The organism is Georgenia satyanarayanai, assembly GCF_900116375.1.
In the GTDB taxonomy this organism is placed as follows: domain Bacteria; phylum Actinomycetota; class Actinomycetes; order Actinomycetales; family Actinomycetaceae; genus Oceanitalea; species Oceanitalea nanhaiensis.
In genome coordinates, this window is sequence record NZ_UETB01000004.1 from 1 (window position 1) to 25,788 (window position 25,788).

Annotated in this window: 26 protein-coding genes; 21 read left to right on the top strand and 5 right to left on the bottom strand. The window is 73.7% G+C overall.

The window, feature by feature from the left end; all coding sequences use genetic code 11:
* The coding region (locus DSZ44_RS07170) for a DUF222 domain-containing protein (protein WP_146237494.1) at positions 1 to 1,187 on the bottom strand (1,187 nt) is incomplete at its 3' end.
* A 113-nt stretch (positions 1,188 to 1,300) separates the two neighbouring features.
* Between DSZ44_RS07170 and DSZ44_RS07175 the strand changes: the two genes are divergently transcribed.
* The 11 genes from DSZ44_RS07175 (at position 1,301) to DSZ44_RS07225 (ending at position 11,535) form a co-directional block, all read left to right on the top strand.
* Complete coding sequence (locus DSZ44_RS07175) at positions 1,301 to 2,158, top strand: DUF72 domain-containing protein (protein ID WP_110851947.1); 858 nt, start codon at positions 1,301 to 1,303, stop codon at positions 2,156 to 2,158.
* Positions 2,155 to 2,568, top strand: coding sequence for a pilus assembly protein CpaE (locus tag DSZ44_RS07180; RefSeq protein WP_110851948.1), 414 nt, complete (start codon positions 2,155 to 2,157; stop codon positions 2,566 to 2,568). Before DSZ44_RS07175 ends, DSZ44_RS07180 begins: the two co-directional genes overlap by 4 nt.
* Before the next feature lie 209 nt (positions 2,569 to 2,777).
* A complete protein-coding gene (locus DSZ44_RS07185) occupies positions 2,778 to 3,677 on the top strand; it encodes a CAP domain-containing protein (protein WP_110851949.1) in 900 nt (299 codons plus the stop codon).
* Between the two features lie 154 nt (positions 3,678 to 3,831).
* Complete coding sequence (locus tag DSZ44_RS07190; RefSeq protein ID WP_110851950.1) at positions 3,832 to 5,463, top strand: TIGR04028 family ABC transporter substrate-binding protein; 1,632 nt, start codon at positions 3,832 to 3,834, stop codon at positions 5,461 to 5,463.
* A complete protein-coding gene (locus DSZ44_RS07195) occupies positions 5,460 to 6,467 on the top strand; it encodes an ABC transporter permease (protein ID WP_110851951.1) in 1,008 nt (335 codons plus the stop codon). Before DSZ44_RS07190 ends, DSZ44_RS07195 begins: the two co-directional genes overlap by 4 nt.
* Complete coding sequence (locus DSZ44_RS07200; protein ID WP_110851952.1) at positions 6,464 to 7,339, top strand: ABC transporter permease; 876 nt, start codon at positions 6,464 to 6,466, stop codon at positions 7,337 to 7,339. Before DSZ44_RS07195 ends, DSZ44_RS07200 begins: the two co-directional genes overlap by 4 nt.
* Positions 7,336 to 8,952 carry a dipeptide ABC transporter ATP-binding protein gene (locus DSZ44_RS07205; protein ID WP_110851953.1) on the top strand — a complete coding sequence of 539 codons (1,617 nt, stop codon included), beginning with the start codon at positions 7,336 to 7,338 and terminating at the stop codon, positions 8,950 to 8,952. The genes DSZ44_RS07200 and DSZ44_RS07205 overlap by 4 nt, the downstream gene beginning before the upstream one ends.
* Positions 8,949 to 9,584, top strand: coding sequence for a CMD domain protein (locus tag DSZ44_RS07210; RefSeq protein ID WP_110851954.1), 636 nt, complete (start codon positions 8,949 to 8,951; stop codon positions 9,582 to 9,584). The genes DSZ44_RS07205 and DSZ44_RS07210 overlap by 4 nt, the downstream gene beginning before the upstream one ends.
* On the top strand, positions 9,581 to 10,186 hold the full coding sequence (locus tag DSZ44_RS07215; RefSeq protein WP_110851955.1) for an alkylhydroperoxidase domain protein: 606 nt from the start codon (positions 9,581 to 9,583) through the stop codon (positions 10,184 to 10,186). Before DSZ44_RS07210 ends, DSZ44_RS07215 begins: the two co-directional genes overlap by 4 nt.
* A complete protein-coding gene (locus tag DSZ44_RS07220) occupies positions 10,183 to 11,199 on the top strand; it encodes a putative FMN-dependent luciferase-like monooxygenase (RefSeq protein ID WP_110851956.1) in 1,017 nt (338 codons plus the stop codon). The genes DSZ44_RS07215 and DSZ44_RS07220 overlap by 4 nt, the downstream gene beginning before the upstream one ends.
* Before the next feature lie 111 nt (positions 11,200 to 11,310).
* A complete protein-coding gene (locus DSZ44_RS07225; protein WP_110851957.1) occupies positions 11,311 to 11,535 on the top strand; it encodes an ECF-type sigma factor in 225 nt (74 codons plus the stop codon).
* 18 nt (positions 11,536 to 11,553) lie between these two features.
* Here DSZ44_RS07225 and DSZ44_RS07230 read toward each other — a convergent pair whose 3' ends face one another.
* From DSZ44_RS07230 to DSZ44_RS07240, 3 genes are read right to left on the bottom strand one after another with little or no spacing between them, the layout of a single operon-like run.
* Positions 11,554 to 12,627: a Gfo/Idh/MocA family protein gene (locus DSZ44_RS07230; RefSeq protein ID WP_110851958.1), complete on the bottom strand. Its 1,074-nt coding sequence runs from the start codon at positions 12,625 to 12,627 to the stop codon at positions 11,554 to 11,556.
* On the bottom strand, positions 12,627 to 13,658 hold the full coding sequence (locus tag DSZ44_RS07235) for a Gfo/Idh/MocA family protein (protein WP_110851959.1): 1,032 nt from the start codon (positions 13,656 to 13,658) through the stop codon (positions 12,627 to 12,629). The genes DSZ44_RS07230 and DSZ44_RS07235 overlap by 1 nt, the downstream gene beginning before the upstream one ends.
* Positions 13,655 to 14,428, bottom strand: a complete 774-nt coding sequence (locus tag DSZ44_RS07240) for a FadR/GntR family transcriptional regulator (protein ID WP_110851960.1) — start codon at positions 14,426 to 14,428, stop codon at positions 13,655 to 13,657. Before DSZ44_RS07240 ends, DSZ44_RS07235 begins: the two co-directional genes overlap by 4 nt.
* Positions 14,429 to 14,515: 87 nt before the next feature.
* Here DSZ44_RS07240 and DSZ44_RS07245 point away from each other — a divergent pair, with 87 nt between their 5' ends.
* The 7 genes from DSZ44_RS07245 to DSZ44_RS07275 all read left to right on the top strand — a co-directional run bounded on the left by DSZ44_RS07245 (position 14,516) and on the right by DSZ44_RS07275 (position 22,680).
* Positions 14,516 to 16,129 carry an ABC transporter substrate-binding protein gene (locus tag DSZ44_RS07245; RefSeq protein WP_110851961.1) on the top strand — a complete coding sequence of 538 codons (1,614 nt, stop codon included), beginning with the start codon at positions 14,516 to 14,518 and terminating at the stop codon, positions 16,127 to 16,129.
* Positions 16,130 to 16,197: 68 nt separating this feature from the next.
* Positions 16,198 to 17,154: an ABC transporter permease gene (locus tag DSZ44_RS07250; protein ID WP_110851962.1), complete on the top strand. Its 957-nt coding sequence runs from the start codon at positions 16,198 to 16,200 to the stop codon at positions 17,152 to 17,154.
* Between the two features lie 2 nt (positions 17,155 to 17,156).
* Positions 17,157 to 19,130, top strand: coding sequence for a dipeptide/oligopeptide/nickel ABC transporter permease/ATP-binding protein (locus tag DSZ44_RS07255; RefSeq protein WP_110852172.1), 1,974 nt, complete (start codon positions 17,157 to 17,159; stop codon positions 19,128 to 19,130).
* Positions 19,127 to 19,930 (top strand): ABC transporter ATP-binding protein, encoded by an 804-nt coding sequence (locus DSZ44_RS07260; RefSeq protein ID WP_110851963.1) that lies wholly within the window; start codon positions 19,127 to 19,129, stop codon positions 19,928 to 19,930. Before DSZ44_RS07255 ends, DSZ44_RS07260 begins: the two co-directional genes overlap by 4 nt.
* A gap of 66 nt (positions 19,931 to 19,996) precedes the next feature.
* Positions 19,997 to 20,935 carry a dihydrodipicolinate synthase family protein gene (locus tag DSZ44_RS07265; protein ID WP_110851964.1) on the top strand — a complete coding sequence of 313 codons (939 nt, stop codon included), beginning with the start codon at positions 19,997 to 19,999 and terminating at the stop codon, positions 20,933 to 20,935.
* 61 nt (positions 20,936 to 20,996) lie between these two features.
* The gene (locus tag DSZ44_RS07270) at positions 20,997 to 21,983 is read left to right on the top strand and encodes an ROK family protein (protein WP_110851965.1); all 987 of its coding nucleotides are present in this window, start codon (positions 20,997 to 20,999) and stop codon (positions 21,981 to 21,983) included.
* Between the two features lie 10 nt (positions 21,984 to 21,993).
* Positions 21,994 to 22,680: an N-acetylmannosamine-6-phosphate 2-epimerase gene (locus DSZ44_RS07275; RefSeq protein WP_110851966.1), complete on the top strand. Its 687-nt coding sequence runs from the start codon at positions 21,994 to 21,996 to the stop codon at positions 22,678 to 22,680.
* Here the strand turns inward: DSZ44_RS07275 and DSZ44_RS07280 are convergent.
* Positions 22,677 to 23,462 (bottom strand): DUF1206 domain-containing protein, encoded by a 786-nt coding sequence (locus tag DSZ44_RS07280; protein WP_110851967.1) that lies wholly within the window; start codon positions 23,460 to 23,462, stop codon positions 22,677 to 22,679. The two genes, DSZ44_RS07275 and DSZ44_RS07280, sit on opposite strands and share 4 nt — an antisense overlap.
* Before the next feature lie 118 nt (positions 23,463 to 23,580).
* Here DSZ44_RS07280 and DSZ44_RS07285 point away from each other — a divergent pair, with 118 nt between their 5' ends.
* From DSZ44_RS07285 to nagB, 3 genes are all read left to right on the top strand, one after another.
* A complete protein-coding gene (locus tag DSZ44_RS07285; protein ID WP_181424560.1) occupies positions 23,581 to 24,285 on the top strand; it encodes an NADPH-dependent FMN reductase in 705 nt (234 codons plus the stop codon).
* Between the two features lie 168 nt (positions 24,286 to 24,453).
* Complete coding sequence (locus DSZ44_RS07290; protein ID WP_110851969.1) at positions 24,454 to 24,738, top strand: HU family DNA-binding protein; 285 nt, start codon at positions 24,454 to 24,456, stop codon at positions 24,736 to 24,738.
* A gap of 242 nt (positions 24,739 to 24,980) precedes the next feature.
* Entirely contained in the window at positions 24,981 to 25,766 is a 786-nt protein-coding gene (gene nagB / locus DSZ44_RS07295) for a glucosamine-6-phosphate deaminase (protein ID WP_110851970.1), read from the top strand.
* Positions 25,767 to 25,788 lie beyond the last annotated feature (22 nt).

The window sequence follows — 25,788 nt, forward strand, 5'->3', positions numbered from 1 at the left end:
GGCGCGTCCGCATCACGAGCCTGCTCGACGCCGGGTCGCCGACCGGCGTCCTGCTGGGGCTCGGCGGCCGGGTCCAGCGGCGGGCCCGCGTCCTGTGCACGGTCCTGGCAGCCGCAGGGGCAGGGGAGGTGGGCGCCTGGGCCGATGTGGCCGAGGGTGAGGGCGGTGTGGCCGATGAGGGCGAGGCTGTCGGCTCGTAGCTGGTCCAGGGTGCGGGAGTCGCCGGCGTTCTTGGCTGCGCGGGCAGCGCCGTCCAGGGCGAGGTCCATGGCGATGGCGTCGGCGGCAGGCAGCCGCGCGGAGAGCATCGCCATGCCGTCGGGCAGGGGGCGGGGGTGGTAGACGCAGCGCTTCTGGCGGGCGGCGATGTGGCGGTGGTCGGCGGAGTCGGGGTCCACGGCGATGACGGCCTTGGCGAGGTCCTCGCGGACCTGGCGCAGCGTGCGGCCTGGTGCCTTGTCGAGGACGTCCCACTGGGCGGCGAGGGCGACCTCGGCTGGGAGGTCGATGAGGGTGGTGACGATGGCCTGGGCTCTGGGCCAGTCGATGAGGCCTCGGTCGAGGAGCTCGCCGGTGGGCTGGAACATGCCGGTGAAGGCGCGGCCGCAGGTGGCCATCTTGACCGCGGCCTGCTTGGTGACCCGTAGCCGCATGGACAGCTCCTGGCCCACGACGCACTCCCCGCGGGTGCGTCCGGGGACGTCACCGGGCCAGGTGGGGTTGACCGAGTCCCGCTCGGCGAGGACCGCCGCGGCACGGGCCGCCTGGCCCGCGGACCAGGCTTCCATGCGCTTGTGGGCGGCGACGACCTCCACGAGGGAGAAGTCGTCCACGTCGGCGGGGTCGATCTCCTCCAGCACCCGCGCCAGACGCAGGCCCGGGGGCAGGTGCTCCAGGTACTCACCCAGCGCGCCGGGCTCGGGGATGAGCTCGGCGAGCACACTGCGCGGCCACCCCGGCGTCTCGCCTTCCCGGTAGGCCGGCAGGCGGAACTGCGCCCACTCGACTGGCGGAGCGTGCTGCGGGCCGGTGGGACGGGAGATGTCGATACGGATCCGGTCCTCACCCGGCGAGGCGAGCTCGAGGCTCTCGAGGTAGGGGACGACCAGACCGGCCGAGGCGTCCTCGACGGGACCGGCGGGCGCGCTGCTCGCCGCGGTCTCGGGCTCCTTGTCGTCGCGGTCCACCGGCGGCACCTCCTCGTACCACGATGATATCGAACACACGTTCGAGTGGCAAGCCCTATGTGCACCGAAGCGGCAGGGGGCGCTCGCCCGTGCGCCTCCCTACACTCGCTCCCATGGCCGAGGTGCGGATCGGCGTCTCCGGGTGGCGGTACGCCCCGTGGCGCGGCGACTTCTACCCGCCCGGGCTGGCCCAGCGACGGGAGCTCGAGTACGTCGGCCAGACCTTCCCGACGGTCGAGCTCAACGGCTCCTTCTACTCCCTCCAGCGGCCCGAGTCCTACGCGCGCTGGCGCGAGAGCACCCCGCCCGGGTTCACGTTCGCGGTCAAGGGCGGCCGGTTCATCACCCACTTCAAGGCGCTGCGCGACGTCGAGGTGCCGCTGGCCAACTTCTTCGCCTCGGGCGTGCTCGCGCTCGAGGACCGGCTCGGCCCGTTCCTCTGGCAGCTGCCGGCCCGTCAGCAGCTCGACCTCGACCGGGTCGCCGCCTTCCTCGACGCGCTGCCGACGAGCACCACCCGGGCCGCTCTCCTCGGCGAGCGGCACGACGAGCGCCTCGACGGCCGCGCCTGGACGACGACCGACGCCGACCGGCCCCTCCGTCACGCCCTCGAGGTGCGCCACGAGAGCTACGCGGACCCCGCCTTCCTGCGGCTGCTCGCGGAGCACGACGTCGGCCTCGTCGTCTCCGACGGCGGGGAGACCTGGCCCGTGTTCGAGGACGTCACGGCGAGCCTCGTCTACGTGCGCCTCCACGGCGCGACCGAGCTGTACGTCAGCGGCTACGACGAGCCGGCACTCCAGTCCTGGGCCAGCAAGGTGAGGGCCTGGTACGACGCGGGGCACGACGTCGTCGTCTACTTCGACAACGACGCGAAGGTGCGGGCGCCCTTCGACGCGCTCGCGCTCACCGACATGCTCGCGGACATCGCTGAGCGCCCCGCCGCCACGGTCGGCACACTGGGTGGATGATCAGCGACCGTCTCGCCCGTGAGCTCGAAGCCGCCGGACTGCGCTGGGACCCCGCACCCGGCGACCGGTTCCGCATCAAGGCGGAGGAGCTCTCCGAGGACGTCTTCATCCTGTCCCACATGGTCATCGAGGCCCGCACCTACGACACCGGCACCGTGCTGAACTTCAACGGGACCACCGAGTGGGCGCTGGACAACGTCGACCAGGACGACGCCCTGTGGCTGCCCCGCGAGGACCAGCTGCGCGAGTACCTCGGCGGGACCTTCCGCGGGCTGGAGCGGGCGGACGGGGAGTACGTCGTGACGACCGCCGGCCCGGACGGCGCGGATGTCACCTACCGCGCCGTCGACGTCGAGGACGCCTACGCAGCTGCGCTCCTCGAGCTCGTGGAGCGCGCGGTCTCGGCGTAGCGCGCCACTGAGGCGTTCGCCACGACGCCGTGACCAAAGCGTGACATTGCGTCGCGTGCGGGGTTAGTGTCGCCGGTGTCCCGCGAACCCTCCACGTGGGGCCCTCGGCCGGTTCCCTCTCCCGCCGCCGCCCGAGGACGACGACCCAGCGGCGGGTGGTGCCGTCCGGCCCCGTGCCGACGAGCCCAGGGAGTGAGAAGGGCCGGCCCGTGGCCGCACCGTCCCACCGCACCTCCACCCGTACCGAGCGCCTCGAGCGACTGCTCCCGCGCGAGCAGGTCGCCGCGCCGCTCCAGCGCCGCTACCGCGCGGGCCTCGCCGGTGCGCTCGCCGTCGCCCTCGTCTCGGGTGTCAGCGCCGCCGCCGTCGTCGACGACGGCGCCTCCGCGGCTCGCGCCGACCTCGCCGCCCTCGGGCTCGAGACCGGTCACGGCGTCGCGCCCGGCATCACGGTGCCCAGCTCCGCAGGCCTCGCGCTCGAGCCGCTGGACGTGGACGTCGAGCTGAGCAAGGACGACATCCAGGACCTCCCCGACGCCGTCGCGACCCTTGAGGCCGAGCAGGAGGCCGCGCGCCAGGCCGCAGCTGCCCGCGAGGCCGCCGCGGTCGCGAGCCGGTCCGCGTCCCGCTCCGAGGCGCCGGCAGCCGAGTCCGGTGGGGAGTCCGCCGAGGAGTCCGGTGCCGAGCCCGACGACGCCCCCGCGGCCGCCGTCTCCGTCGGACAGGGCGGCGAGCGCGGCGCGATCGGCGCCATGCTCAACAACTTCCGTGCCCAGAACGGCCAGCACACCCTCGGCCGTGACGGCACCCTCGACCAGGTCGCCCAGGGCTGGGCCGAGTGGATGGCATCGAACCAGACCCTCCAGCACAACCCGAACTACCGCTCGCAGATCGGCGGCGGCTGGTCTGCCTCCGGGGAGAACATCGTCCGGAACACGGGCGGTGCCTCGATGTCCTCCAGCGCGATCACGAGCTGGATGGTCGACTGGTGGAAGAACTCCAGCGTCCACCGCGCGAACATGCTCAACGGCAAGTACACCCACGTGGGCGTGGGCTACGCGATGGGCTCGGGCGGCCCCTACGCCGTCCTCCTCTTCGGCGGCCGCTGAGCCCAGCCGTCTCACCGCGCGCGGCGATGAGCCCCGCGCTTCTCACGCGCTGAGATTTCGCCCGAGCCCCCGGTTACACGGCGGCGGTCCACCTCCACGCTGATGGTCAAGCGTTCAACCGAACGCTCGACCATCGCCCGAGAGGACCGCCCCGATGAGCACCACCCATCGCCGCACGCTCGCCGCAGCCACCGCTGCCGCCGCGACCCTGGTCCTCGCCGCCTGTAGCGGCAGCCCCGGCGCCACGAGCGAGGCAGCCGCCGACGACGGCGCGCCCCGCCAGGGCGGCACCCTCACCTTCCTCGAGTACCAGTTCCCCACGTGCTTCTACGCGGGCGGCTCCGGCTACTACCCGGTCGCCACCGTCCTCAACCAGATCGCCGACAAGCTCACCTACCAGGACCCCGAGACCCGCGAGATCCACCCGTGGCTCGCCGAGTCCTGGGACGTGTCGGAGGACGCCACCGAGTACGTCTTCCACCTGCGCGAGGACGTCACCTTCTCCGACGGCACCCCGTTGACCGCCGAGCACGTCGCGGCCAACTTCGACCACCTCGGCCTCGGCGACGAGGAGCTCGGGCTCGCGAGCCAGGAGTTCGTCTCGAACTACGCCGGCTCCGAGGTGCGCGACGAGCACACGGTCGCCTTCGCCTTCGACGCCCCCGTGCCCGGCTTCCTCCAGGCCACCTCCGTCGTCGGCGCCGCGATCGTCGGCCCCGCGACCTACGAGCTGCCCTACGAGGAGCAGTGCCAGCTGGAGAACCTCGTCGCAACCGGGCCGTTCACCGTCACCGAGGTCGTGCCCGAGCAGGAGTACACCCTCACCGCGCGGGAGGACTACGACTGGGCGCCCCCGCACCAGGAGCACCAGGGCCGCGCCTACCTCGACGAGATCCACATCGTCGTCACCCCCGAGGACTCGGTGCGCATCGGCGCCCTCACCTCCGGGCAGGCCGACGCGGTCCGCTCGGTCCAGGCCTACGACGAGCCCACGATCGAGGCGGCCGGCTACCAGCTGTACGCGCCGCAGACCAACGGCGTGAGCCCGCAGATCGCGCTGCGTGCCGACAACCCGGTCCTCACCGAGCTGCCCGTCCGGCAGGCGCTGCTCAAGGCCACCGACACCCGCGCGATCGTCGACACGCTCTTCACCGAGAACTACCCGGTGGCCACGTCACCGCTCAGCTCCGGCGCCACGGGCTACGTCGACCTGTCCGGGGAGCTCGCGGCGGACCCGGAGGAGGCCAACCGACTGCTCGACGAGGCCGGCTGGGAGCGAGGCCCGGACGGCATCCGGACCAAGGACGGCCTGCGCCTGGAGCTCACGACGATCGTCCCGGCGGTCTTCCCGCTCGGCCAGGAGACCGCTGAGCTCGTCGCCCAGCAGTGGGAGGCGGTCGGGGCCCAGCTCCACATCGAGCTGCCGGACCCCGCCACCGCCGTCCAGCGCCAGCAGGACCCGGCCGACGTCGGAGTCCTCCTCAGCCACGTCGGGCGCGTGGACCCCGACGTCCTCTACAGCGCCTTCCACAGCAGCCAGCGCGACTACCTCGTCTCCACCGACGAGACCCTCGACGGCCTCCTCGAGGAGATCACCTCACTGCCCGGCACCGAGGAGCGCTACGCGAAGGCCGCTGAGGTGCAGGAGTACCTCGTCGACAACGCCCTGACCATCCCGCTGTACGACATGCCCCAGACCTACGCGGCCGGACCGCACGTCCACGGCCTGGGCTGGGAGCCGGTCGGGCGCCTGCGCCTGTACGACACGTGGCTGGAGGAGCGGTGACCGCCCGCTACGTCGTCGGACGGGTGGGGCAGGCGCTCCTCGTCCTGTGGGCCGCCTACACCCTGTCCTTCCTCCTCCTCGGCGCGCTGCCCGGGGACGGCATCCTCATCAAGTTCGAGAACCCCGAGCTGGGCCTGTCCGCCGACCAGATCGCGGTGATCCGCGAGTACTACCGCGTCGACGACCCCCTCCTCCTTCAGTACGTGCACGCGCTCTCCGGGACGCTGCAGGGAGACCTGGGCTACTCGGTCGAGACGGCCACCCCCGTCCTGGACCGCATCTCGGCCGCCCTGCCGGCCACGCTCCAGCTCGCGTCACTGGCCTTCGTCGTGGCGGCTGCCGTCGCCGTCGTGCTCGCCCTCGCGGCGAGCTACGCCCGCGGCCCGTGGCTGCACAACACGATCACCGCGATCCCCTCGCTGTTCGTGTCCGTCCCGGCGTTCTGGCTCGGCATCGTGCTGCTGCAGGTCTTCTCCTTCCGGCTCGGCTGGGTGCCAGTCATCGGGGCAGAGGGCTGGCAGCAGCTCGTGCTGCCCGTCCTCACCCTCGCCGTCCCGGTCAGCGCGCCGCTCGCCCAGATCGTGCTGCGCACCCTCGACGACGTCGCCACCCGGCCCTTCGTCCACGTCGTCGAGGCGAAGGGCGCCTCGCGGTGGTGGACGCTGACCCGGCACACCGCCCGCAACTCCCTGCTGCCGGTGCTGACGATCAGCGGGCTCCTCGTCGCCGAGCTCATCGCCGGCTCGGTCGTCACCGAGTCCGTCTTCGGCCGCGACGGGCTGGGCCGGCTGACCAACCTCGCGGTCGCGGCGCAGGACCTGCCCGTGATCCAGGCGATCGTCCTCGTGGCGGCCCTCGCCTTCGTCACGGTCAACCTCGTCGTCGACCTCCTCTACCCCGTCCTCGACCCGCGCCTGCGCCGGACGCGGACGACGACGGCGCCCCCGCCCGCCGTCGTCGCCGCCCCCGCCGCCGCCCGCCCGTTGGAAGGAGCCCGGTCATGACCGCGACGACCACCCGCGACCCCGCCGCGCCCGCGTTCCCCGTCGCCGTCACCCCCGACCCCGCGCCGGTGGCGCGCCGACGGCGCCCGGTCCCCGTCGGCCTCGTGCTCGCCTGGGCCGTCCTCGCCACCGTGCTGCTGTGGGCGGTGCTGCCCGGCGCCCTCGCCCCCTTCGACGCCTACACGAGCGTCGCGGCCGGGCTCCAGGCGCCGGGGGGCGAGCACCTCTTCGGCACGGACGCCAACGGACGCGACCTGTTCTCCCGCGTCGTCCACGGTGCCTCCGAGTCGCTCGCCGGCGCCGCCGTCGCCGTGACCCTCGGGCTCACCGCCGGCACCCTGCTCGGGGTCGTCGCGGGCACGGTCGGTGGGGTCGTCGAGGAGGTCCTCATGAGGGTGGTCGACGTCCTGCTCGCCATCCCGGGGCTCCTGCTCGCGCTCACCGTCGTCGTCCTCCTCGGCCCGGGCACCGTCAACGCGGCGCTCGCCGTCGGCGTCGGCGCGGTGGCCGGGTTCGCCCGGCTCGTGCGGGCGGAGGTCGTCCAGGTGCGCGCCACCGAGTACGTCGAGGCGGCCTACGGCAGCGGCGGGCGCGTCCTGTCGGTGCTGTGGCGGCACGTGCTGCGCAACTCGCTGCGGCCGGTCGTCGCGCTCGCGGCGATGCAGGTGGGCACCGCGATCCTCGCGCTGTCCACCCTCGGCTTCCTCGGCTACGGCGTCACCCCGCCGGACCCGGAGTGGGGCATGATCATCGCCCAGGGCCGCGACCTCCTCGCCGCGGCGTGGTGGGTCACCACGCTGCCCGGCCTGGTGATCGTCGCCGTCGTCCTGTCGGCGAACCGGGTCAGCCGCTCCCTGGGGAGCGAGCGATGAGCCTCCTCGACGTCCGCGACCTCTCCGTCACCTACCGCACCCGCCGCGGCGAGCAGCACACCGCCGTCGACGGCGTCAACCTCACCGTCGCTCCTGGGGAGGTGGTGGCGGTGGTCGGGGAGACCGGCTCGGGCAAGACGACGACGGCGCACGCCGTCCTCGGGCTCCTCGCACCGGGTGCGACGGTCACCTCGGGACAGATCCTCCTGCACGGCACCGACATCCGCGGCTGGTCGGACAAGCGGCTGCAGGACGTGCGCGGCCGGCGCATCGGCCTCGTCCCGCAGGACCCCGGCAGCTCCCTCGACCCTCTCCGGACCGTGGGCTGGCAGGTCGCCGAGACCCTGCGGGTGCACGGGGAGCGGGACGAGGACGCCCTGCGGGCCCGGGTGGCCGAGCTGCTCGACCGCGTGGGCCTGCCCGGCCCGCGCGTGGCCGGCGCCTACCCGCACGAGCTCTCCGGCGGCATGCGCCAGCGGGTGCTCATCGCCGCGGCGCTCGCGCTCCGGCCCGAGCTGCTCATCGCCGACGAGCCCACGAGCGCGCTCGACGTCACCGTCCAGCGGCGCATCCTCGACCTGCTCGACGAGCTGCGCACGCAGGACGGCACCGGCGTCCTCCTCGTCACCCACGACCTCGCCGCCGCCGCCGCCGAGCGCGCCGACCGGATCGTCGTCATGCAGGGCGGACGGGTGGTCGACTCGGGGCCGGCGAGCGAGGTGGTCGGCGCTCCCCGCAGCGACTACACGCGGCGTCTCGTGCGTGACGCGCCGGCGCTCAACCCGGCGCCGCTGCGTCCCGTCCCGCCGGTGCCCCCGCCCGGCGCGGTCCCGGCGATCGAGCTGCGCTCCGTGCGCAAGGACTTCACCGGCCGCGGCGGGCAGCACGTGCGAGCCGTCGACGACGTGAGCCTCACCGTGCCGTCCGGGACGACGCACGCCGTCGTCGGAGAGTCCGGCTCGGGCAAGTCGACGACGGCACGGATCCTGCTCGGGCTGGAGACGGCGACGGCGGGGACGGCCCAGGTCCACGGCACCGACGTCGCCTCGCTGCGCGGGGAGGCACGGCGCCAGTGGCGCCGCCAGGTCCAGCTCGTCCACCAGAACCCCTTCGGCTCCCTCAACCCCCGGATGACCGTGCTGGACATCGTGGCCGAGCCGCTGCGCAACTTCCGGCTCGGTGACCGGCGCGAGCGGCGGGCGCGGGCGGCGGCGCTCCTCGAGCGGGTCGCCCTCGGTCCCCAGCTGCACGGGCGGCGGCCACGCGAGCTCAGCGGCGGGCAGCGCCAGCGGGTGGCGATCGCGCGGGCGCTCGTCCTGGACCCGGGCGTCGTCGTGCTCGACGAGCCCGTCTCCGCGCTCGACGTCAGCGTCCAGGCCCAGATCCTCGGCCTGCTCGCCGAGCTCCAGCGCGAGCGCGGCCTCACCTACCTGTTCATCTCCCACGACCTCGGCGTCGTGCGCCAGGTCTCCGACACCGTCACCGTCATGCAGCACGGCCGGGTGGTGGAGAGCGGCACCACCGCCGAGATCTTCCACGGCCCACGCACGGAGTACACCCGCGAGCTGCTCGACGCCGTCCCCACGGCCCACGCCACCAGGAGAGAGCCATGACCCACGTCCTCGACCACACCCGCGCGCCCGCCGGGACCGCCGACGTCCTGCGCGAGCTCGCCGGGATCCCCGCCGGCGGCGCCGTCGACACGCTGCGCGACCTGCGGCCCGCCGCGCGGGAGAACGCCCAGCTCGCCTACCGGCTGCTCCTCGCCCCCGACGACGACGGCGAGGTGTCGGTCCTCGACCGCCTCGCCGTCGCCGTGTTCGTCGCGGCCCTGCACCGCGACGAGCGGGCCGTGGCGCACTACCGGCGCGCGCTGCTGGCCGCCGGAGGGTCGGACGCGCTCGCGGCCACCCTCGTGGCCGAGGCGGGGAGCGCCGGCGCCCTCGGGCCGGTCGGGACGTACCGGGAGCCGGGGCTGGCCACGGAGTCCGTCCCGGCCCCGGCCTACCGCGTCGTCGCGCGCGAGGTGCTGGGGGAGCGGCTGGCGGCCGCGGTCGAGCACGCCCGGCTGCTCGTCCTGCACCCCCGCGACGCCCGCCCGGCCGCGCTCGAGCGCCTCGTCGCGGCCGGCTGGACCGCGAACGGGACCGTCACCCTGTCCCAGCTCGTCGCGTTCCTCGCCTACCAGCTGCGCGCCGCCGCGGGCCTGTCCGTCCTCCACGCCACGCCGGGAGGCCCGCGATGATCCACCACCACCCCGAGCTCGCCCGCCCCGAGGCCTTCACGCGTGAGCCCCTCGGCTGGGTGCCGTGGCTCGAGCCGCTCGCCAAGGAGGAGCTCACCGAACGCCACTACGCGGGGCTCATCGAGCGGGCGCGGGCCGACTTCGCCTACTTCCGCCTCCTCGCCCGCGACCCCGAGCTGCTCGGGGCGCGCACCCGCCTCGACAACGACATCTTCTTCACCGAGGACGCCGGTCTGCCCCGCGCCGAGCGCGAGCTCGCCGCGGCCGCGGCCTCCCGCGTCAACGGCTGCGTGTTCTGCGCCTCCGTCCACGCCCGGGCCGCGGCCCGCCTCTCCGGACGTCCCGAGGACGTCGACCGGCTGCTCGACGAGGGGACCGGTGCCGAGCTCGGCGAACGGTGGGAGGCGATCGTCGCCGCCGCCGAGGCGCTGACGGCGACGCCCGTCCGCTTCGGTCCCGGGCACGTCGAGCGGCTGCGGGCGGCTGGCCTGGGCGACGACGAGATCCTCGACGTCATCGGCGGAGCCGCCTTCTTCAACTGGGCGAACCGGCTCATGCTCTCCCTCGGCGAGCCCGAGGTGCCCGCCAGGAGGCGCTCGTGAGCGGCCCCCGGCTCGGCTTCTTCACCCGGGTGCTCGACGACGCCCCGCCGGCGGAGCGCTACCGGCTGGCGCTCGAGCAGATCCGCACCGCCGAGGCCGCCGGGTTCGACGCCGTCGCCGTCGCGCAGCACCACCTCGACGGCGGCGAGGGCGGGCTGCCCTCGCCGCTCGTCCTGCTCGCCCACGTCGCAGCGGTGACCGCCCGGGTGCGGCTCACCACCGGCGTCATCACCCTCGCCCTGGAGGACCCGGTGCGCGTGGCGGAGGACGCCGCCGTCCTCGACCACCTCAGCGGGGGGCGGGTGGAGCTGGGTCTCGCCTCGGGCGGCTCACCGGGCGCCTTCGCGGCCCTCGGCCTCGACTTCGCCGACCGGCACGCCGTGTTCACGGCCAAGCTCGACCGTCTCGAGGCGGCCCTGCGAGGCGAGCCGGTCGCGTGCGGGCGGGCGCTGTACCCGCCGGCGGGGACGCTCACCGACAGACTGTGGATCGGCACCTTCTCCGAGCCGTGGGCGGTGGAGGCGGGACGGCGTGGCCACGGACTCATGCTCTCGCGGACCCAGCCGCGCCCGGCCGGCGAGCCCGACCTCGGTCTGGGTGCCCTGCAGGAGCGGCTCGTCGACGCCTACCTCGAGCACCTCCCGGCCGGGGTCGAGCCCCGAATCAGCGTGGCCCGCACCGTCGTCGTCACCGACGACGAGCGCCGGGCCACCGAGCTCGCCGAGTCCGGCCTGCGGAAGGTCGCACCCCTCGTCGAGCGGACGACGGGACGCCCCGCCGTCGGCCTGTCGACCGCCGAGCTCGTCGCGGCGACCGACTCGCACGTCGGGAGCCCGGCCACCGTCCTGGCCGGGCTCCGCGCCGACCCGGCCGTCGCCCGCGCCACCCACCTGTCCTTCCAGGTCCACTCCGTCGACCCGCCCCACCCCGAGGTGCTGCGCTCGGTGGAGCTCCTCGCGGGGGAGGTGGCGCCGGCGCTGGGCTGGCGTCCGGCGGCCCTGGTCACGGCCTGAGGCGCAACGCAGGACCCCGCCAGGCGCCCGCAGGAGCCAGGTCAACCAGGGTTGACGGACCGAACCTCGTCAACGTAGGTTGACACCGTGCCCGGCACCGAGGAGGTCCCGATGAGTGCTCTTGCCCACGCGGTGGACGACGACGGCGATGTCGTCGCCGCCCTCCACGCGCTCTCCGAGCTGCGCAGGCAGGCCGACCGCCGGGAGGCACTCCTCGTGAGACGCGCCCGGGCCCGGGGCCTGACCTGGGCCGAGATCGCGGTCCTGCTCGGCGTGTCCAAGCAGGCGGTCCACAAGAGGTACGGCGGGTCGCGGCGCGAGGCACGCTCACAGTAGGCGTGTCCGCGCCGTCGCTCACCCCGCCAGGTGCGGCCCCTCGCTGAGCGGCGGGGCCGGCAGGAGGGCGACGACGTCACCGCTGTGGGCCGAGCGGTAGGCGGCGTCGATGACGGCGATCGCGTCGCGGGCCTCGTGCACCGTGTAGTCCGGCGCCGTGCCGGCCAGCAGCGAGTCGACGACGTGGCGCAGGTACCGCTCCAGGGCCACCTGCCCGGCGTCGGCGACGATCGCGCCCGCGCCGTCGGGTCCGAACACCTCGACGGCGGGCGTGTCGTCGTCGGCGACGGCGTGGCCGTGGGAGCCGAGCAGGCGCAGCGAGCTCGTCGTCGGGGTGGTGCCGGGCGCGAAGGGGACCCGTCCGAGCGTCACCGTGGCGGTCACCCCGCGGTCCAGGAGCAGGCTGACGACCGCGCTGTCCTCGACCTCGTGCGCGGCGTGCGCCTCGGAGAACAGGGTGCCGGTGAAGGCGTGGACCTCGCGGACCGGCAGGCCGGTGAGGTACCCGATGGCGTCCACGCAGTAGCCGAGGAAGTTGAGCACCTCCCCGCCGCCGGACAGGGTGGGGTCGACGACGAGCTCGGGCCGCTCCACCGAGGTCGAGAAGTGGGCACCGGAGGCGAAGAGCTCCATGTCGACGTGCCTCGGCAGGCCGACGTGGCCGGCGTCCACCCAGGCGCGTGTGCGGCGCAGGGCGGGGGCGTGGGTGCGGTTGACGACGGCGCAGACGCGTCCGGTCCGTTCCACCGCGGCGACGAGGGCGTCGGCGTCGTCGAGGGTCGTCGCCACCGGCTTGTCGACGAGGACGTCGACGCCGGCGAGCAGCGCCGCGAGCGCGAGCCGGGCGTGCCGGGTGGGCGCGCCGCACACGAGGACGAGGTCGACCCGCTCCGGGTCGAGGACCTCCTCGACCTCCTCGGTGTAACGGAGGCCGGCCCGCCCGGCAGCGGCACGGGAGTCCGCGCGCACCCAGTCGGGCGCCGAGGGCTCCTCCGCCACGGCCACGAGCTCGACGCGCTCGTCCTGTCCGAGGATGCGCAGGTAGTCCGCGGCGTGCCGCACCGCGGAGAGGACACCGATCCGCAGCACCATCACAGGACCTCCTCGACGTCGACGTGCGCCCCGACCTCGGGGTCGCCCTCGATCTCGGTGACGTGGATCCGCCGTCCGGTGACGAGCGAGCGCTGGGCGGCGAGTGCGCCCGCGAGCGCGGCACGGACCTCGTCCGTCCGCACGAGCGGCTCGGCCTCGCCCGTGACGACGTCGGCCCAGTGCTCGAGCTGGTCGCGCAGCGCGCCCTCCAGGGACAGGGGGGCGGGGCGGGCGGCGTCGGAGACGAGGCCGGGCTCGTTCTCGGTGGTGTGGCTCAGTGTGCCCCCGGTGCCGACGAGCACGACGCGGCGCAGCATGTCCCCGCGCTGGCGCAGGGCGTAGCACAGCTCGAGGGTGGCGAGCCCGCCGTCGGCCGTCCGGAGCTGGACCTGGAAGGAGTCGGGGGACTCCATGTCGGGGGAGAAGGTGCGCATCCCGCGGGCGAAGACCTCGGTGGGGGCCGAGCCGAGGAGCCAGGTGGCGGCGTCGAGGATGTGCGTGCCGTTGTGCACGGGGTGGCCGCCGGACAGCGCCGGGTCCAGCTGCCAGCTGCGCCAGCCACCGGGCCAGGCGTGGCCGGTGTACCAGGTGAGGTGGAGCAGCCGGGGGTCCCCGACGCGTCCGTCCCTCACGGCCTGGGCGAGGCGGCGCACGGCGGGCTGGAAGCGCACCGTCTGCCCGACCATGAGGCTGGTGCCGGCGGTCGCGGCGACCATCGCGTCGAGCTCGCCGAGGGCCAGGGCCGCGGGCTTGTCGACGTGCACGTGCTTGCCGGCGCGGCCGGCGGCGATCGTCCAGGGAGCGTGACCCGGCGTCGCGTTGACGACGTCGACGGCGTGGACCGCCGGGTCCGTGACGGCGGCGCGGATGTCGGTCGTGGCGCGCGCTCCCACCATGCCGGCGAGCTCCTCGGCGCGGTCGAGGTCGGTGCCGGCGACCCAGGCGACGCGCAGCCGCGGCACCTGGCGCAGCGCGAGCAGGTGCTCGCGGGCGAAGGCGCCCGTCCCGACGACGGTGACGAGAGCCGTCATGGCTGGTCCTCCAGTCCGGCGGTGGCGGAGGTGCGCTGGGGGCGCACTCCCTCCAGTGTCCGCACGATCGGCTCGTAGTGCCGCCCGACGGAGGCGATGAAGGCCTCGGCGTCACCCTCCTCGGCGGCGCGCAGCATGTCCCCGTGGGCCATGGCCGTCTGCACCATGTCGGCGGACGGGGCGACGCCCAGGCTCGGCATGACGGCGGTGTGGACGTCCCAGAACGCCCCGACGAGCTGGCCGACGAGCTCGTTCTCGATCCGGGCGAGCAGCGAGGTGTGGAAGGCGCGGTCCTGGGCGGGGAACATCTGGCCGCGCGAGGCGAGGTCGACCATCTCGTCGACGAGGTCGTGGAGGTCCTTGTTGTAGGTGCCGCGCATCGTGGTCGCCACCTGCTCGGCCATCGCCGTGTCGAGAGCCTGGCGCACCTCGACGATGTCCCGCAGGGCGCGCAGGTCGTCACCGGGGATGAGCACGCCGCGGAAGACGAGCGACTCGACGAGGGCGTCCAGGCTCATGTCGCCGACGAAGGTCCCGTGGCCGTGCCGCACGGAGACGATGTTGAGGGTCGTGAGGGTACGCACCGCTTCCCGGACGTTGGACCGGGAGACACCGAGGAGCTCGCACAGCTCGGACTCGGTGGGCAGGCTGTCGCCCGGCTTGAGGCCGTTCGCCAGGATGTACTCCTTGATCTGGTCGGCCGTCGTCGCCCGCCGCCCCGCGGTCTCCCGTGCGCTGCCGTTCGCTCGTGCGCCTGCCGTGGTCGCCATGTCCGTCCTTGACCTTTCGCCGTCGGTGAGTCTAAGGTCACCCTACTACGTCAGACATCAGACGTCATCTGTCTCATAGGAGAGCTCATGCGGACATTGTCCTTCACCCGCCCTCGCCGGGCGGTCGGCCTCACGGCCGCTGTCCTCGCCGGGGCACTCGCCCTCACCGCCTGCGGTGGCGGCGACGCCGACGAGCCGGACACCGGCGCGACCGGGTCCGGGACCACCCCGGCCGGTGAGGTCGACCCCGACGCCATCATCGAGGCGGGCATCTCGTACCCCCTCAGCGGCGGCTTCGACCCGATGACGACCTCCGGCGCGGTCACCGTGGCGGCCAACTGGCACACCCTCGAGGGCCTCACCGAGCTCGACCCGGTGACCCGTGAGGTCTACGCCGCCCTCGGTGCCGAGCTGCCCGAGCAGATCGACGACACGACGTGGCAGGTGACGCTGCGCGACGGCGCCGTCTTCCACAACGGTGACCCCGTCACCACCGACGACGTCGTCTACAGCTTCGAGCGCGTGATGGACCCGGCGAACAACTCGCTGTACGTCTCCTTCATCGACTTCATCGAGTCGGTCGAGGCCGTGGACGAGACCATGGTCCAGATCAACCTCGAGCACCCCTTCAGCCTCACCCCCGAGCGCCTGTCGGTCGTCAAGATCGTCCCGCAGGCGGTCGTCGAGGCCGACTACGAGGCGTTCAACGCCCTTCCCACGGGCACCGGCCCCTACGTCCTCACCTCCGCCACCCCGGACGACGCGATCACCTTCGAGCGCTTCGAGGACTACACCGGTCCGCGTCCGGCCCAGGCGGCCGGGATGAACTGGAACCTCCTCGCCGACGCCGCCGCCCGCGTCACCGCGATGAGCTCGGGCACCGTCCACGCCATCGAGGACGTCCCCTACATCGACGTGCCGGCCCTCGAGGGGCAGGTCGACGTCGAGTCGGTCCAGTCCTTCGGCCTGCTCTTCATGATGTTCAACACCGACCTCGAGCCCTTCGACGACGTCCGCGTGCGCCAGGCCTTCCACCACGCGCTGGACCTCGACTCGATCATCGAGACCGGCATGCTCGGCAACGCCACCGCCGCGACGAGCTTCCTGCCCGAGGACCACCCGAACTACACCGAGGCCGAGACGGTCTACTCCTACGACCCGGAGCGCGCCCAGGAGCTGCTCGCCGAGGCGGGCGTGGAGTCCCTCGCCGTCACGCTGCTCACGACGGACACCGGCTGGGTGGCCGACGTCGCCCCGCTGATCAAGGAGGACCTCGACGCCGTCGGGATCAACACCACCCTCGACATCGGCCAGTCCGGTGGTCAGTACACCAAGGTGGACAACGGCGAGCTCGAGGTCATGGTCGCCCCCGGTGACCCCTCCGTCTTCGGCAACGACCCCGACCTCCTCATGCGCTGGTGGTTCGGTGACAACGTGTGGCCCCAGGACCGCTACCGCTGGGACGACACCCCCGAGTACGCCGAGCTGACCGCGATCCTCGACGAGGCCGTGCGCACCGAGGGCGAGGAGCAGCAGCAACTGTGGAACCAGGCCTTCGACCTCATCGCGGAGCAGGCCGTCCTCTACCCGCTGTTCCACCGTCAGCTGCCCACCGCGTGGAGCAGCGAGGACCTCGTCGGCTTCGCCCCCGTGCCGCTGACCGGGCTCTCCTTCCTCGACGTCGGCGTCGTCGCCGAGTGATCACCCGGTGCGGCGGCCGGCACCCCGGCCGCCGCACCGGTCCCACCCCTACCTAAGGAGCCCAGAGCGTGACCGCACTGCTGCGCCTGACGGGTCGGCGCCTCCTCCAGCTGCCCGTGATGATCCTGGGCATCACCCTGCTCGTCTTCGTCGTGATGTCCTTCTCCCCGGTCGACCCCGCCATCAACGCCCTCGGCGAGGGCGCCTCCGTCGAGGCACGCGAGGCCTACCGGGAGGCCAACGGCCTCGACGAGCCGCTGTGGACGCGCTACCTGCTGTTCCTCGGGGGTCTGCTCCAGGGTGACTTCGGCACCTACAGCGCCCGTCAGGTCCCGGTCGTCGACGAGATCGTCCGGGCCTTCCCGATCACCCTCCAGCTGACGTTCCTGGGCCTGTCGATCGGCATCCTCGCCGCCTTCGTCCTCGGCGTCGTCGCCGCCCTCTACCGTGACCGCTGGCCCGACCAGGCCATCCGGCTCGTCTCGATCGTCTCGCTGGCCACGCCCTCCTTCTGGCTGGCCGTCCTCCTCATCCAGGTGTTCACCCTCGGCCTGGGGTGGCTGCCCGGCTCCGGGCCGCTGCCGACCTTCCCCGAGGACCCCGGCGGCTACCTCGCGCGGATGGCGCTGCCCGCCTTCGCCGTCGGCCTGCCGCTGTCCGGCTCGCTCACCCGCGTGGTGCGCACCGCCGTCGTCGAGGAGCTCGACAAGGACTACGTGCGCACCGCGATCGGCGGCGGCGTCAGCCGGGTCGAGGTCGTGGCCCGCAACGTCCTGCGCAACGCCCTCATCACCCCGATCACCGTCCTCGGCCTGCGCATCGGCTACGCGATGGGCGGCGCCGTGGTCATCGAGGTCATCTTCGCGCTGCCCGGCATGGGCACGCTCATCCTCTCCGGCGTCACGGCCAACGAGCCGAACATCGTCCAGGGCGTGACCCTGACCGTGGCGCTCGCCTTCGTCATCATCAACATCGTGGTCGACATGCTCTACCTGCTCGTCAACCCGCGGATCAGGACGGTGTGACCGTGCGACGCAAGCTCACCGAACGTCTCTCCACGCCCGGCCTGCGGCTCGGCTCCCTGCCCCTGGGTGCCAAGGTCTCCCTCGGCGTCGTCCTCCTCGTCGCCCTCGCGGCCGTGCTCGCCCCGCTCGTGGCCACCCACGGCCCGCTCGCCAGCGGCGCGCCGGTCCAGCCGCCCAGCGGTGAGAACTGGTTCGGCACCGACCGCCAGGGCCGCGACATCTTCTCCCGCGTCGTCCACGGTGCCCGCTACTCCCTCGTCATCGGCCTCGGCGCCACCCTCGTGGCACTCGCCGCCGCCGCCCTCTTCGGCTCCATCGCGGCGACGGCGGGCAAGAAGGTCTGCGAGGTCATCATGCGGGTCATGGACATCATCATGTCCTTCCCCGGCATCGCCCTCGCCGCCGTCTTCGTCAGTGTGCTCGGCCGCTCGCTGCCGGTGCTCGTCCTGACGATCGCCTTCCTCTACACCCCGCAGCTCACCCGCGTGGTCCGCGCCAACGTGCTGGCCGCCTACGGGGAGGACTACGTCGCCGCGACGAAGGTCATGGGCGCCTCGACGCCGTGGATCGTCGTCAAGCACGTCGCCCGGAACACCATCGCGCCGGTCATGGTCTTCGCGACCGTCCTCGTCGCGGACGCGATCATCTTCGAGGCCTCGCTGTCCTTCATCCAGGCCGGCGTCCCGGACCCGGACCCCTCGTGGGGCAACATCATCGCCGCCGGCCGCGACCTCGTCATGAGCGGCTACTGGTGGGCGACGTTCTTCCCGGGCCTGGCGATCATGATCACCGTCCTGTGCCTCAACATCTTCTCCGAGGGCCTCACCGACGCGATGGTCGCGCCCAGGCCGGCCGGCAAGGGCCTCACCGCGCGCGACGAGGTCGTCGCCCCGGCCCGCGCCGCGGCCGCGACCCACGCCCCGGCGTCCGGCACCTCCCTGGAGGACCACCTCGCCCAGCTCCGCGAGGTCGAGCTCGCCCGCGGCGACCGTCTCGTCTACGACCGCGACGAGCCGCCGCTGCTCGAGGTCCGCAACCTGTGCATCCGCTTCCCCGAGCGCCACGGCGACGTCAACATCGTCGACAACGTCTCGTTCACGGTCCGCCCGGGGGAGACGATGGCCCTGGTCGGCGAGTCCGGCTGCGGCAAGTCGATCACCGGCCTGACGATCATGGGCCTCATCGACCGCGCCGCCGAGGTCAGCGGCGAGATCCTCTACAAGGGCCGCGACCTCCTGGCGATGTCGCCCAAGGAGCGGGCCGCGCTGCGCGGCCACCACGTCGCGATGGTCTACCAGGACGCCCTGAGCTCGCTCAACCCCTCGATGCTCATCCGCACCCAGATGAAGCAGCTGACCAGGCGCGGGGGGACGCGGACCGCGGAGGAGCTGCTCGAGCTCGTCGGCCTGGACCCCGAGCGCACCCTGGGCAGCTACCCGCACGAGCTCTCCGGCGGCCAGCGCCAGCGCGTGCTCATCGCCATGGCGCTCACCCGCGACCCGAGCCTCATCATCGCCGACGAGCCCACCACGGCCCTGGACGTCACCGTGCAGGCCCAGGTCATCGACCTGCTCAACGAGCTGCGCGAGAAGCTCGGCTTCGCGATGGTCTTCATCAGCCACGACCTCGCGCTCGTCGCCGAGCTCGCCCACCGCGTCACCGTCATGTACGCCGGCCAGGTCGTCGAGCAGGCCCCCACGCGGGACCTGCTCACCGAGCCGGTCCACGAGTACACCCGAGGTCTCCTCGGGGCGGTGCTGTCGATCGAGTCCGGTGCCGACCGCCTCCACCAGGTGCCCGGCACGGTGCCCTCCCCGCGGGACTTCCCCACGGGCGACCGGTTCGCGCCGCGGTCCTCACGACCGGACGTCGGCCTGGACCAGACGCCCGTGCTGCGCCGCATCGAGGGCACCGAGCACTACTACGCCGCGCACGTCGACGACGCGCCGGTCCTCGCGACGGGAGCCCTGCGATGAGCCAGACCACCACGCCGGTCATCGAGCTGCGCGACGTCCGCGTCGTGTACTCCGCGCGCACCGGCACCCTCTTCACGCCCGTCGAGGTCAACGCCGTCGACGGCGTGAGCCTGAGCGTCATGCCCGGCCGCACCCTCGGAATCGTCGGGGAGTCGGGCAGCGGGAAGACGACGACGGCGCGCATCCTCCTCGGGCTCGAGCAGCCCACCTCCGGTGAGGTGTGGTTCAAGGGCCACCTCACGGGCAGGCGCAACGCCCGCCAGCGCAAGGACATCGGCCGGGTCGTGTCCGCCGTCTTCCAGGACCCCGCGACGGCGCTCAACCCGCGCATGGTCATCCGCGACGCGCTGCGCGACCCGCTCGACGTCCACGGCATCGGCAGCGGCACGGAACGGGCAGCGAAGGTCCGCGAGCTCATCGAGCTCGTCGGGCTGCCCGCCTCGGCCCTCGACATGCTGCCCACCCAGCTGTCCGGCGGGCAGCGCCAGCGCGTGGCCATCGCCCGCGCCCTCGTCCTGGACCCGGACGTCATCGTCGCGGACGAGCCCACCTCGGCGCTGGACGTCTCGGTGCGCGCCCAGATCCTCAACCTGCTCGCCGACATCAAGTCCGAGCTGGGCCTGGCGATGGTCTTCATCTCCCACGACATCCAGACGGTGCGGTACGTGTCGGACGACATCGCCGTCATGAACCGCGGCCGGCTCGTCGAGCTGGGCCCCGCGGAGGAGGTCTTCACCAACCCGGAGGACGCGTACACGCGGACCCTGCTCGGCGCCGCGCCGTCCCTCCTGGCGGGGTGAGCGGCCGTCCCCACCACCACTCGCACGACAGTTCAGCCACACCCGGCGGCACCGCGCCGCACCCGAATGGAGCTCTCCGTGACCACCACCCGCTTCCGCGGCGTCATCCCCCCTGTCATCACCCCGCTCACCGCCGAGGGCGAGGTCGACACCACGACCCTCAGGTCGGTCGTCGAGCACCTCGTCAGCGAGGGCGTCGACGGCGTCTTCGCCCTCGGCTCCACCGGTGAGGTCGCCTACCTCGACGACGCGCAGCGCGACGTCGTCGTCCGCACCGTCGTCACCGCCGTCGCGGGCCGCGTGCCCGTGCTCGTCGGGGCCATCGACACGACGAGCGGGCGCGTGGCGCAGGCCGCCCGCCGGGCCGCCGAGGCCGGCGCCGACGCGATCGTCGCCACCGCCCCGCTCTACGCCATCAACGACCTGGCGGAGATCGAGCGCCACTTCCGTGCCGTCGCCGCGGCCACCGAGCTGCCGCTGTTCGCCTACGACATCCCGGTGCGCGTGCGGACCAAGCTCCCCGCGGACCTGCTCGTGCGCCTGGGCACCGACGGCGTCCTCGCCGGCGTCAAGGACTCCTCGGGCGACGACGTCGGCTTCCGCCGCCTCGTGGCCGCCAACGTGGCCGCGGGCCGCCCGCTCGCCGTCCTCACCGGCCACGAGGTCGTCGTCGACGGCATGCTCCTGCTCGGCGCCGACGGCGTGGTCCCCGGTCTCGGCAACGTCGACCCGGGCGGCTACGCGCGCCTGTGGCAGGCCGCGCAGGCCGGCGACTGGACCCGTGCCCGGGAGGAGCAGGACCGCATCGCCGCGCTCTTCGAGATCGTCTTCCAGGCGCAGGGCCGCTCCGGTGACGCGTCCGGTGTCGGCGCCTTCAAGACGGCCATGCACCACCTCGGTCTCATCCCCGGCGCGACGATGGCCTTCCCGGTCGAGCCGCTGGACGACGCGACCGCGGCGCGCATCGCCGCGATCGTCGACGCCACCATGCCCGCCCGCGTCTGACCGCTACCCTTCCCGCCGAGCGCCGGATCTCTCACCGGCATCCCTACGGAGAGGACCACACGTGAGCGACGTCGTCGTCGGGGTCGACCTCGGAGGAACGAAGACCGCGGCCGCGCTGGTGGGCGCGGACGGGGCCGTGGGCCCGGTCCGGTCCGTGCCCACCCCCGCCACCGCGGGACCGGACGCGGTGCTCGACGCCGTCGCCGCCCTCGTGCGTGACGTCGTCGCCCACGGCGGCACGCTCACCGCCGCCGACGGCACGACGACGGATGTCACCTCGCCCGTCGCCGTGGCCGGCCTCGGCGTCGGGACCGCCGGCGTCGTCGACACGACGACGGGCACGATCCTCTCGGCCACCGACGCCGTCCGCGGGTGGGCCGGCACCGACGTCCGCGGCGGGCTGCGCGCCCGGCTGGGGGAGGTCCTGGGTGACGGGCCGGTCACGGTGGAGAACGACGTCGACGCGCACGCCGGCGGCGAGGTGTGGCTCGGTGCCGCGGCCGGCGGGGACAGCGCCCTCATGGTCGCCGTCGGGACCGGCGTGGGGGCGAGCGTCGTGCTGGGCGGCCGGCCGCTGCGGGGCGCCCACCACGTGGCCGGGGAGATGGGTCACCAGCCCAGCCCCGACGCCGCGGGCCTGCGCTGTGGCTGCGGGCGCCCCGGCCACCTCGAGGCCATCGGCTCCGGACCGGCCCTGTACCGCCACTACCTGCGCCTGGGCGGGGACGTGGCCGTCGCGGACACCCGTGAGGTGTGCGCCCGGGCGGCCACCGGGGACGAGGTCGCCGAGCGGGCCGTGCGCGAGTCCGCCCGCGCCGTCGGCCGCTGCATCGCCGGCGTCGTCACCGTGCTGGACCCGGCGGCCGTCGTCGTCGGTGGCGGCATGAGCCAGGCCGGCCCGCTGTGGTGGGAGCCCATGGTCACCGCCCTGCGCGCGGAGCTCATCGAGCCCCTCGCCGACATCCCCGTCCGCCCGTCCGCGCTGGGGCCGGTGGCCGCCGTCCTCGGCGCCGCCCGCACCGCGCTCGCCGGGCGCGACCGACCGTAAGGAACCCCGCATGTCACCGATCCTCGAGCGCCTGCGCGGGCGGCTCATCGTCTCCTGCCAGGCCTACCCGGGCGAGCCCCTGCGCGTGCCGGAGGTCATGCAGCGCATGGCCCAGGCGGTCGTCGCCGGGGGAGCGGCCGGGCTGCGCGCCCAGGGCCTGGAGGACATCCGGCTCATCGCCGCCTCCACCGACGTCCCCCTCACCGGCCTGTGGAAGGACGGGGAGGACGACGTCTTCATCACCCCCACCCTCGAGCACGCCATCGCGGTGGCCGACGCCGGGGCGGACATCGTCGCGCTCGACGGGACCCGCCGGCCCCGCCCCGACGGGCGCACCCTCGCCGAGACGATCGCCGGCCTGCGCGCGCACGCCGACGTCCTCGTCATGGCCGACTGCGGCAGCCTCGACGACGCGCTGGCCGCGGAGGACGCCGGCGCCGACGTCGTGGGCACCACGCTGGCCGGCTACAGCGGCGAGCGGGAGAAGACCGACGGCCCGGACGTCGCGCTCATCGACCAGCTGGTCGCCCGCTGCCGGCGACCAGTCGTCGTCGAGGGGCGCGTCCACACCCCCGCCCAGGCCGCGGACGCGATCGACCGCGGCGCCTTCGCCGTCGTCGTCGGCACGGCGATCACCCACCCGACGACGATCACCAGCTGGTTCGACGCCGCCGTGACCGGACGCGCCCGTCGCTAGACCCGCGCGTGCCGCGCGCGGCCGAAGGAGTACACGCCGTACGCCGCGATCCCCAGGCCGACGGCGGTGAGCAGTGCCGTGCCCAGCGGCAGCTCGAGGAGGCTGCGCAGCGCGCCGTCGAGCCCCTTCGCCTCCTCGGGGTCGTTCTGCACGGCGGCGACGACGAAGAGCGCGCCCACGATCCCGAGCGCGATGCCCTTGGCGATGTAGCCGACCCTGCCGGCGACCGTCACGGCCCGGCCCGGGTTCCCCCGCAGGTCCTCGAGGAATCGCTCCCGCCAGCCCTTGACGACGTGGTAGCCGCCGACGACGACGACGCCCAGGCCCACCAGGCCGACGGCCACCTGCCCGAGCGGGTGCTCCATGACGCGCGCCGTGAGGCTGGTGGTCTGCTCCGACCCGCCCCCGCCGCTCTTGCCCGTGGCGGCGCGCGCCGCCAGCCCCGTGAGGACGAGGTACGTCGCCGCCTTGCCGACGGAGTTGAGCCGGTCCTTCGTCCCACCCGTGGCCACCGCGGTGGCGACCTGCCACAGGGTGAGGAGGGTGAAGCCGGCGACGACGACCCACAGGAGGAACGCGCCGAGGGGCGTCGAGCCGAGCTGCTCGAGGGCGCCGGACTGGTCGGCCGACTCACCCGAGCCGCCGGTGCCCCAGGCGAGGCCCACCGCGGTCCAGCCGAGGACGAGGTGGAGCACCCCGCTGGCCGCGTACCCGAGCCGGGCCCCGGTGGTGAGCGCGGGGTGGTCGTCGAGCTCTGCCGCGGTGCCGCGCACGGTGTTCATGCGCCACACCCTGCAGGATCCGGACGGGCGGCGCGACCCCTGGGCCAGTGCCGGAGGTCCCGGCCACCCGCACCGCGGAGCGGATACCGTGGCCGCTGTCCCCGGACCAGGAGCACCGATGATCCGCCTCGCCGTCCTCAACGCCGCGACGAGCCCGAACCGGCTCGGCAACCACATCACCGACTGGGTCATCGACCGGCTCGGCACGAACCGCGCCTTCGTCATCGACCGCATCGACCTCCGCGACGTCGGCCTGCCGCTCTTCGACGAGCCGGGCCTGCCCCGCTACGGCCGCCACCGCCACGAGCACACGCGGCGGTGGGCCCGGCGCATCGACGCCGCCGACGGCTTCGTCGTCGTCAGCCCCGAGTACAACCGCGGCTACTCCGCGCTGCTCAAGAACGCCCTGGACTACCTCGTCCAGGAGTGGGCCTTCAAGCCCGTCGGGATCGTCAGCTACGGCTCGGGGATGTCCGGCGGGCTGCGCGGGGCGGAGGCGCTGCGCACGGTGCTCAGCGCCCTGCAGATGTACCCGGTGCGCGAGATGGTCGTCGTGCCCTTCGTCACCGAGGCCGCCGTCCGTGAGGGCACCGTGGCGGCCTCCGCGGGGATGGTCGAGGGGATGGAGCTCATGATGGACGCCCTCGTGCGGATGGACGCCGCGATGCACCTGCTCCGGGCGCCCGACGAGGAGCTCGGGGACCAGCAGGGCGAGCAGGCCGGCCGCGACGGCGCCGAGACGCACTCCCACCCGCGCGATTCCGGGACGGACGCCGGGTGGAGCGCGACGAGCGCGCTGAAGCGTCCTCCGGGCTTCGTCTGAAGGCCCCGCGCACGGGTCACATCCACCCCACGCGCCCCACGACGGGGGCAGATCCGCAGGGACACGCCGAAATCTCGGCGCGTGAGGGCGACAACGGCCGCTCCGACGCCGTAATGTCTGCCCCGTCGCACCCACAAGGGTGCGCACGCCGACTGAGAGAGGGATTTCATGTCCGTCAACCGCACCGAGCTCGTCGCCGCCGTGGCCGAGCGCTCCTCGCTCACCAAGTCCCAGGCCGACGCCGCTCTGTCGGCGCTGCAGGACGTGCTCGTCGAGTCCGTCAGCAAGGGCGAGGCCGTCAAGATCACCGGCCTCCTCGCCGTCGAGCGTGTCGAGCGCGCCGCGCGCACCGGCCGTAACCCGCAGACCGGCGCCGAGATCCAGATCCCCGCCGGCTACGGCGTCAAGATCTCCGCCGGCAGCGCCCTCAAGAAGGCCGTCTCCAACAAGTGACGTCCTAGCGACATCACCGCAAGGCGGGCAGGACGAACGATCGTCCTGCCCGCCTTGCTGTTTCCCTACGGCCCGCGTGCGCTGACCTACCCGCTTGTCCTCCCACCTCCCACCTCCGCCCCGCGCTCGACGAGGAGAACCGGGGAGCTCGGGCCGGGAGTCCCTGCCGCGAGCAGTGGGGTCACATAGTCTGGAGTGCGGGTGCGCCCGCACCACGTTGCACGCAGAGGAAGAGGTACCCGGTGGAGGTCGTCATCACGTCCGGTGCGCAGGAGAGCGCACGGCTCGCCGCGGACGCCGTCGAGCAGCTGCTCGCCCGCAAGCCCGACGCCGTCCTCGGCCTGGCCACTGGGTCGACCCCGCTGCCCACGTACGACGAGCTCGTCCGCCGGCACGAGGCCGGGCAGGTCAGCTTCGCCCGCGCCCGCGGCTTCACCCTCGACGAGTACATCGGCCTGCCCGCCGACCACCCGCAGCGCTACCGCAACGTCATCGACCGCGAGCTCGTCGGCCGGGTCGACTTCGCGTCGGACGCCGTCACCGGGCCCGACGGGCTGGCGGAGGACCTGCAGGCGGCCGCCGAGGCCTACGAGCGCGCGATCGCCGCGGCCGGCGGCGTGGACCTGCAGATCCTCGGGATCGGCACGAACGGGCACATCGCCTTCAACGAGCCGGGCTCCTCCCTCGCCTCGCGCACGCGCGTGCAGCCGCTCGCCCCGCAGACCCGCACCGACAACGCCCGCTTCTTCGAGGACGACGTCGAGGCCGTGCCCCGCCTGTGCTTCACCCAGGGCCTAGGCACCATCATGGAGGCCCGCCACCTCGTGCTCATCGCCACCGGTGAGGGCAAGGCGGCCGCGGTGCAGCAGCTCGTGGAGGGGCCGGTGAGCGCGAGGTGGCCGGCGACGGTCATGCAGCACCACCCGCACGCGACCGTGCTCCTCGACGAGGCCGCCGCCTCCCGGCTCGAGCTCGCCGACTACTACCGCGAGGCCTACGCCGCCAAGCCGGAGTGGCAGGGGATCTGAGCCGGCAGGTGTGACGACCACG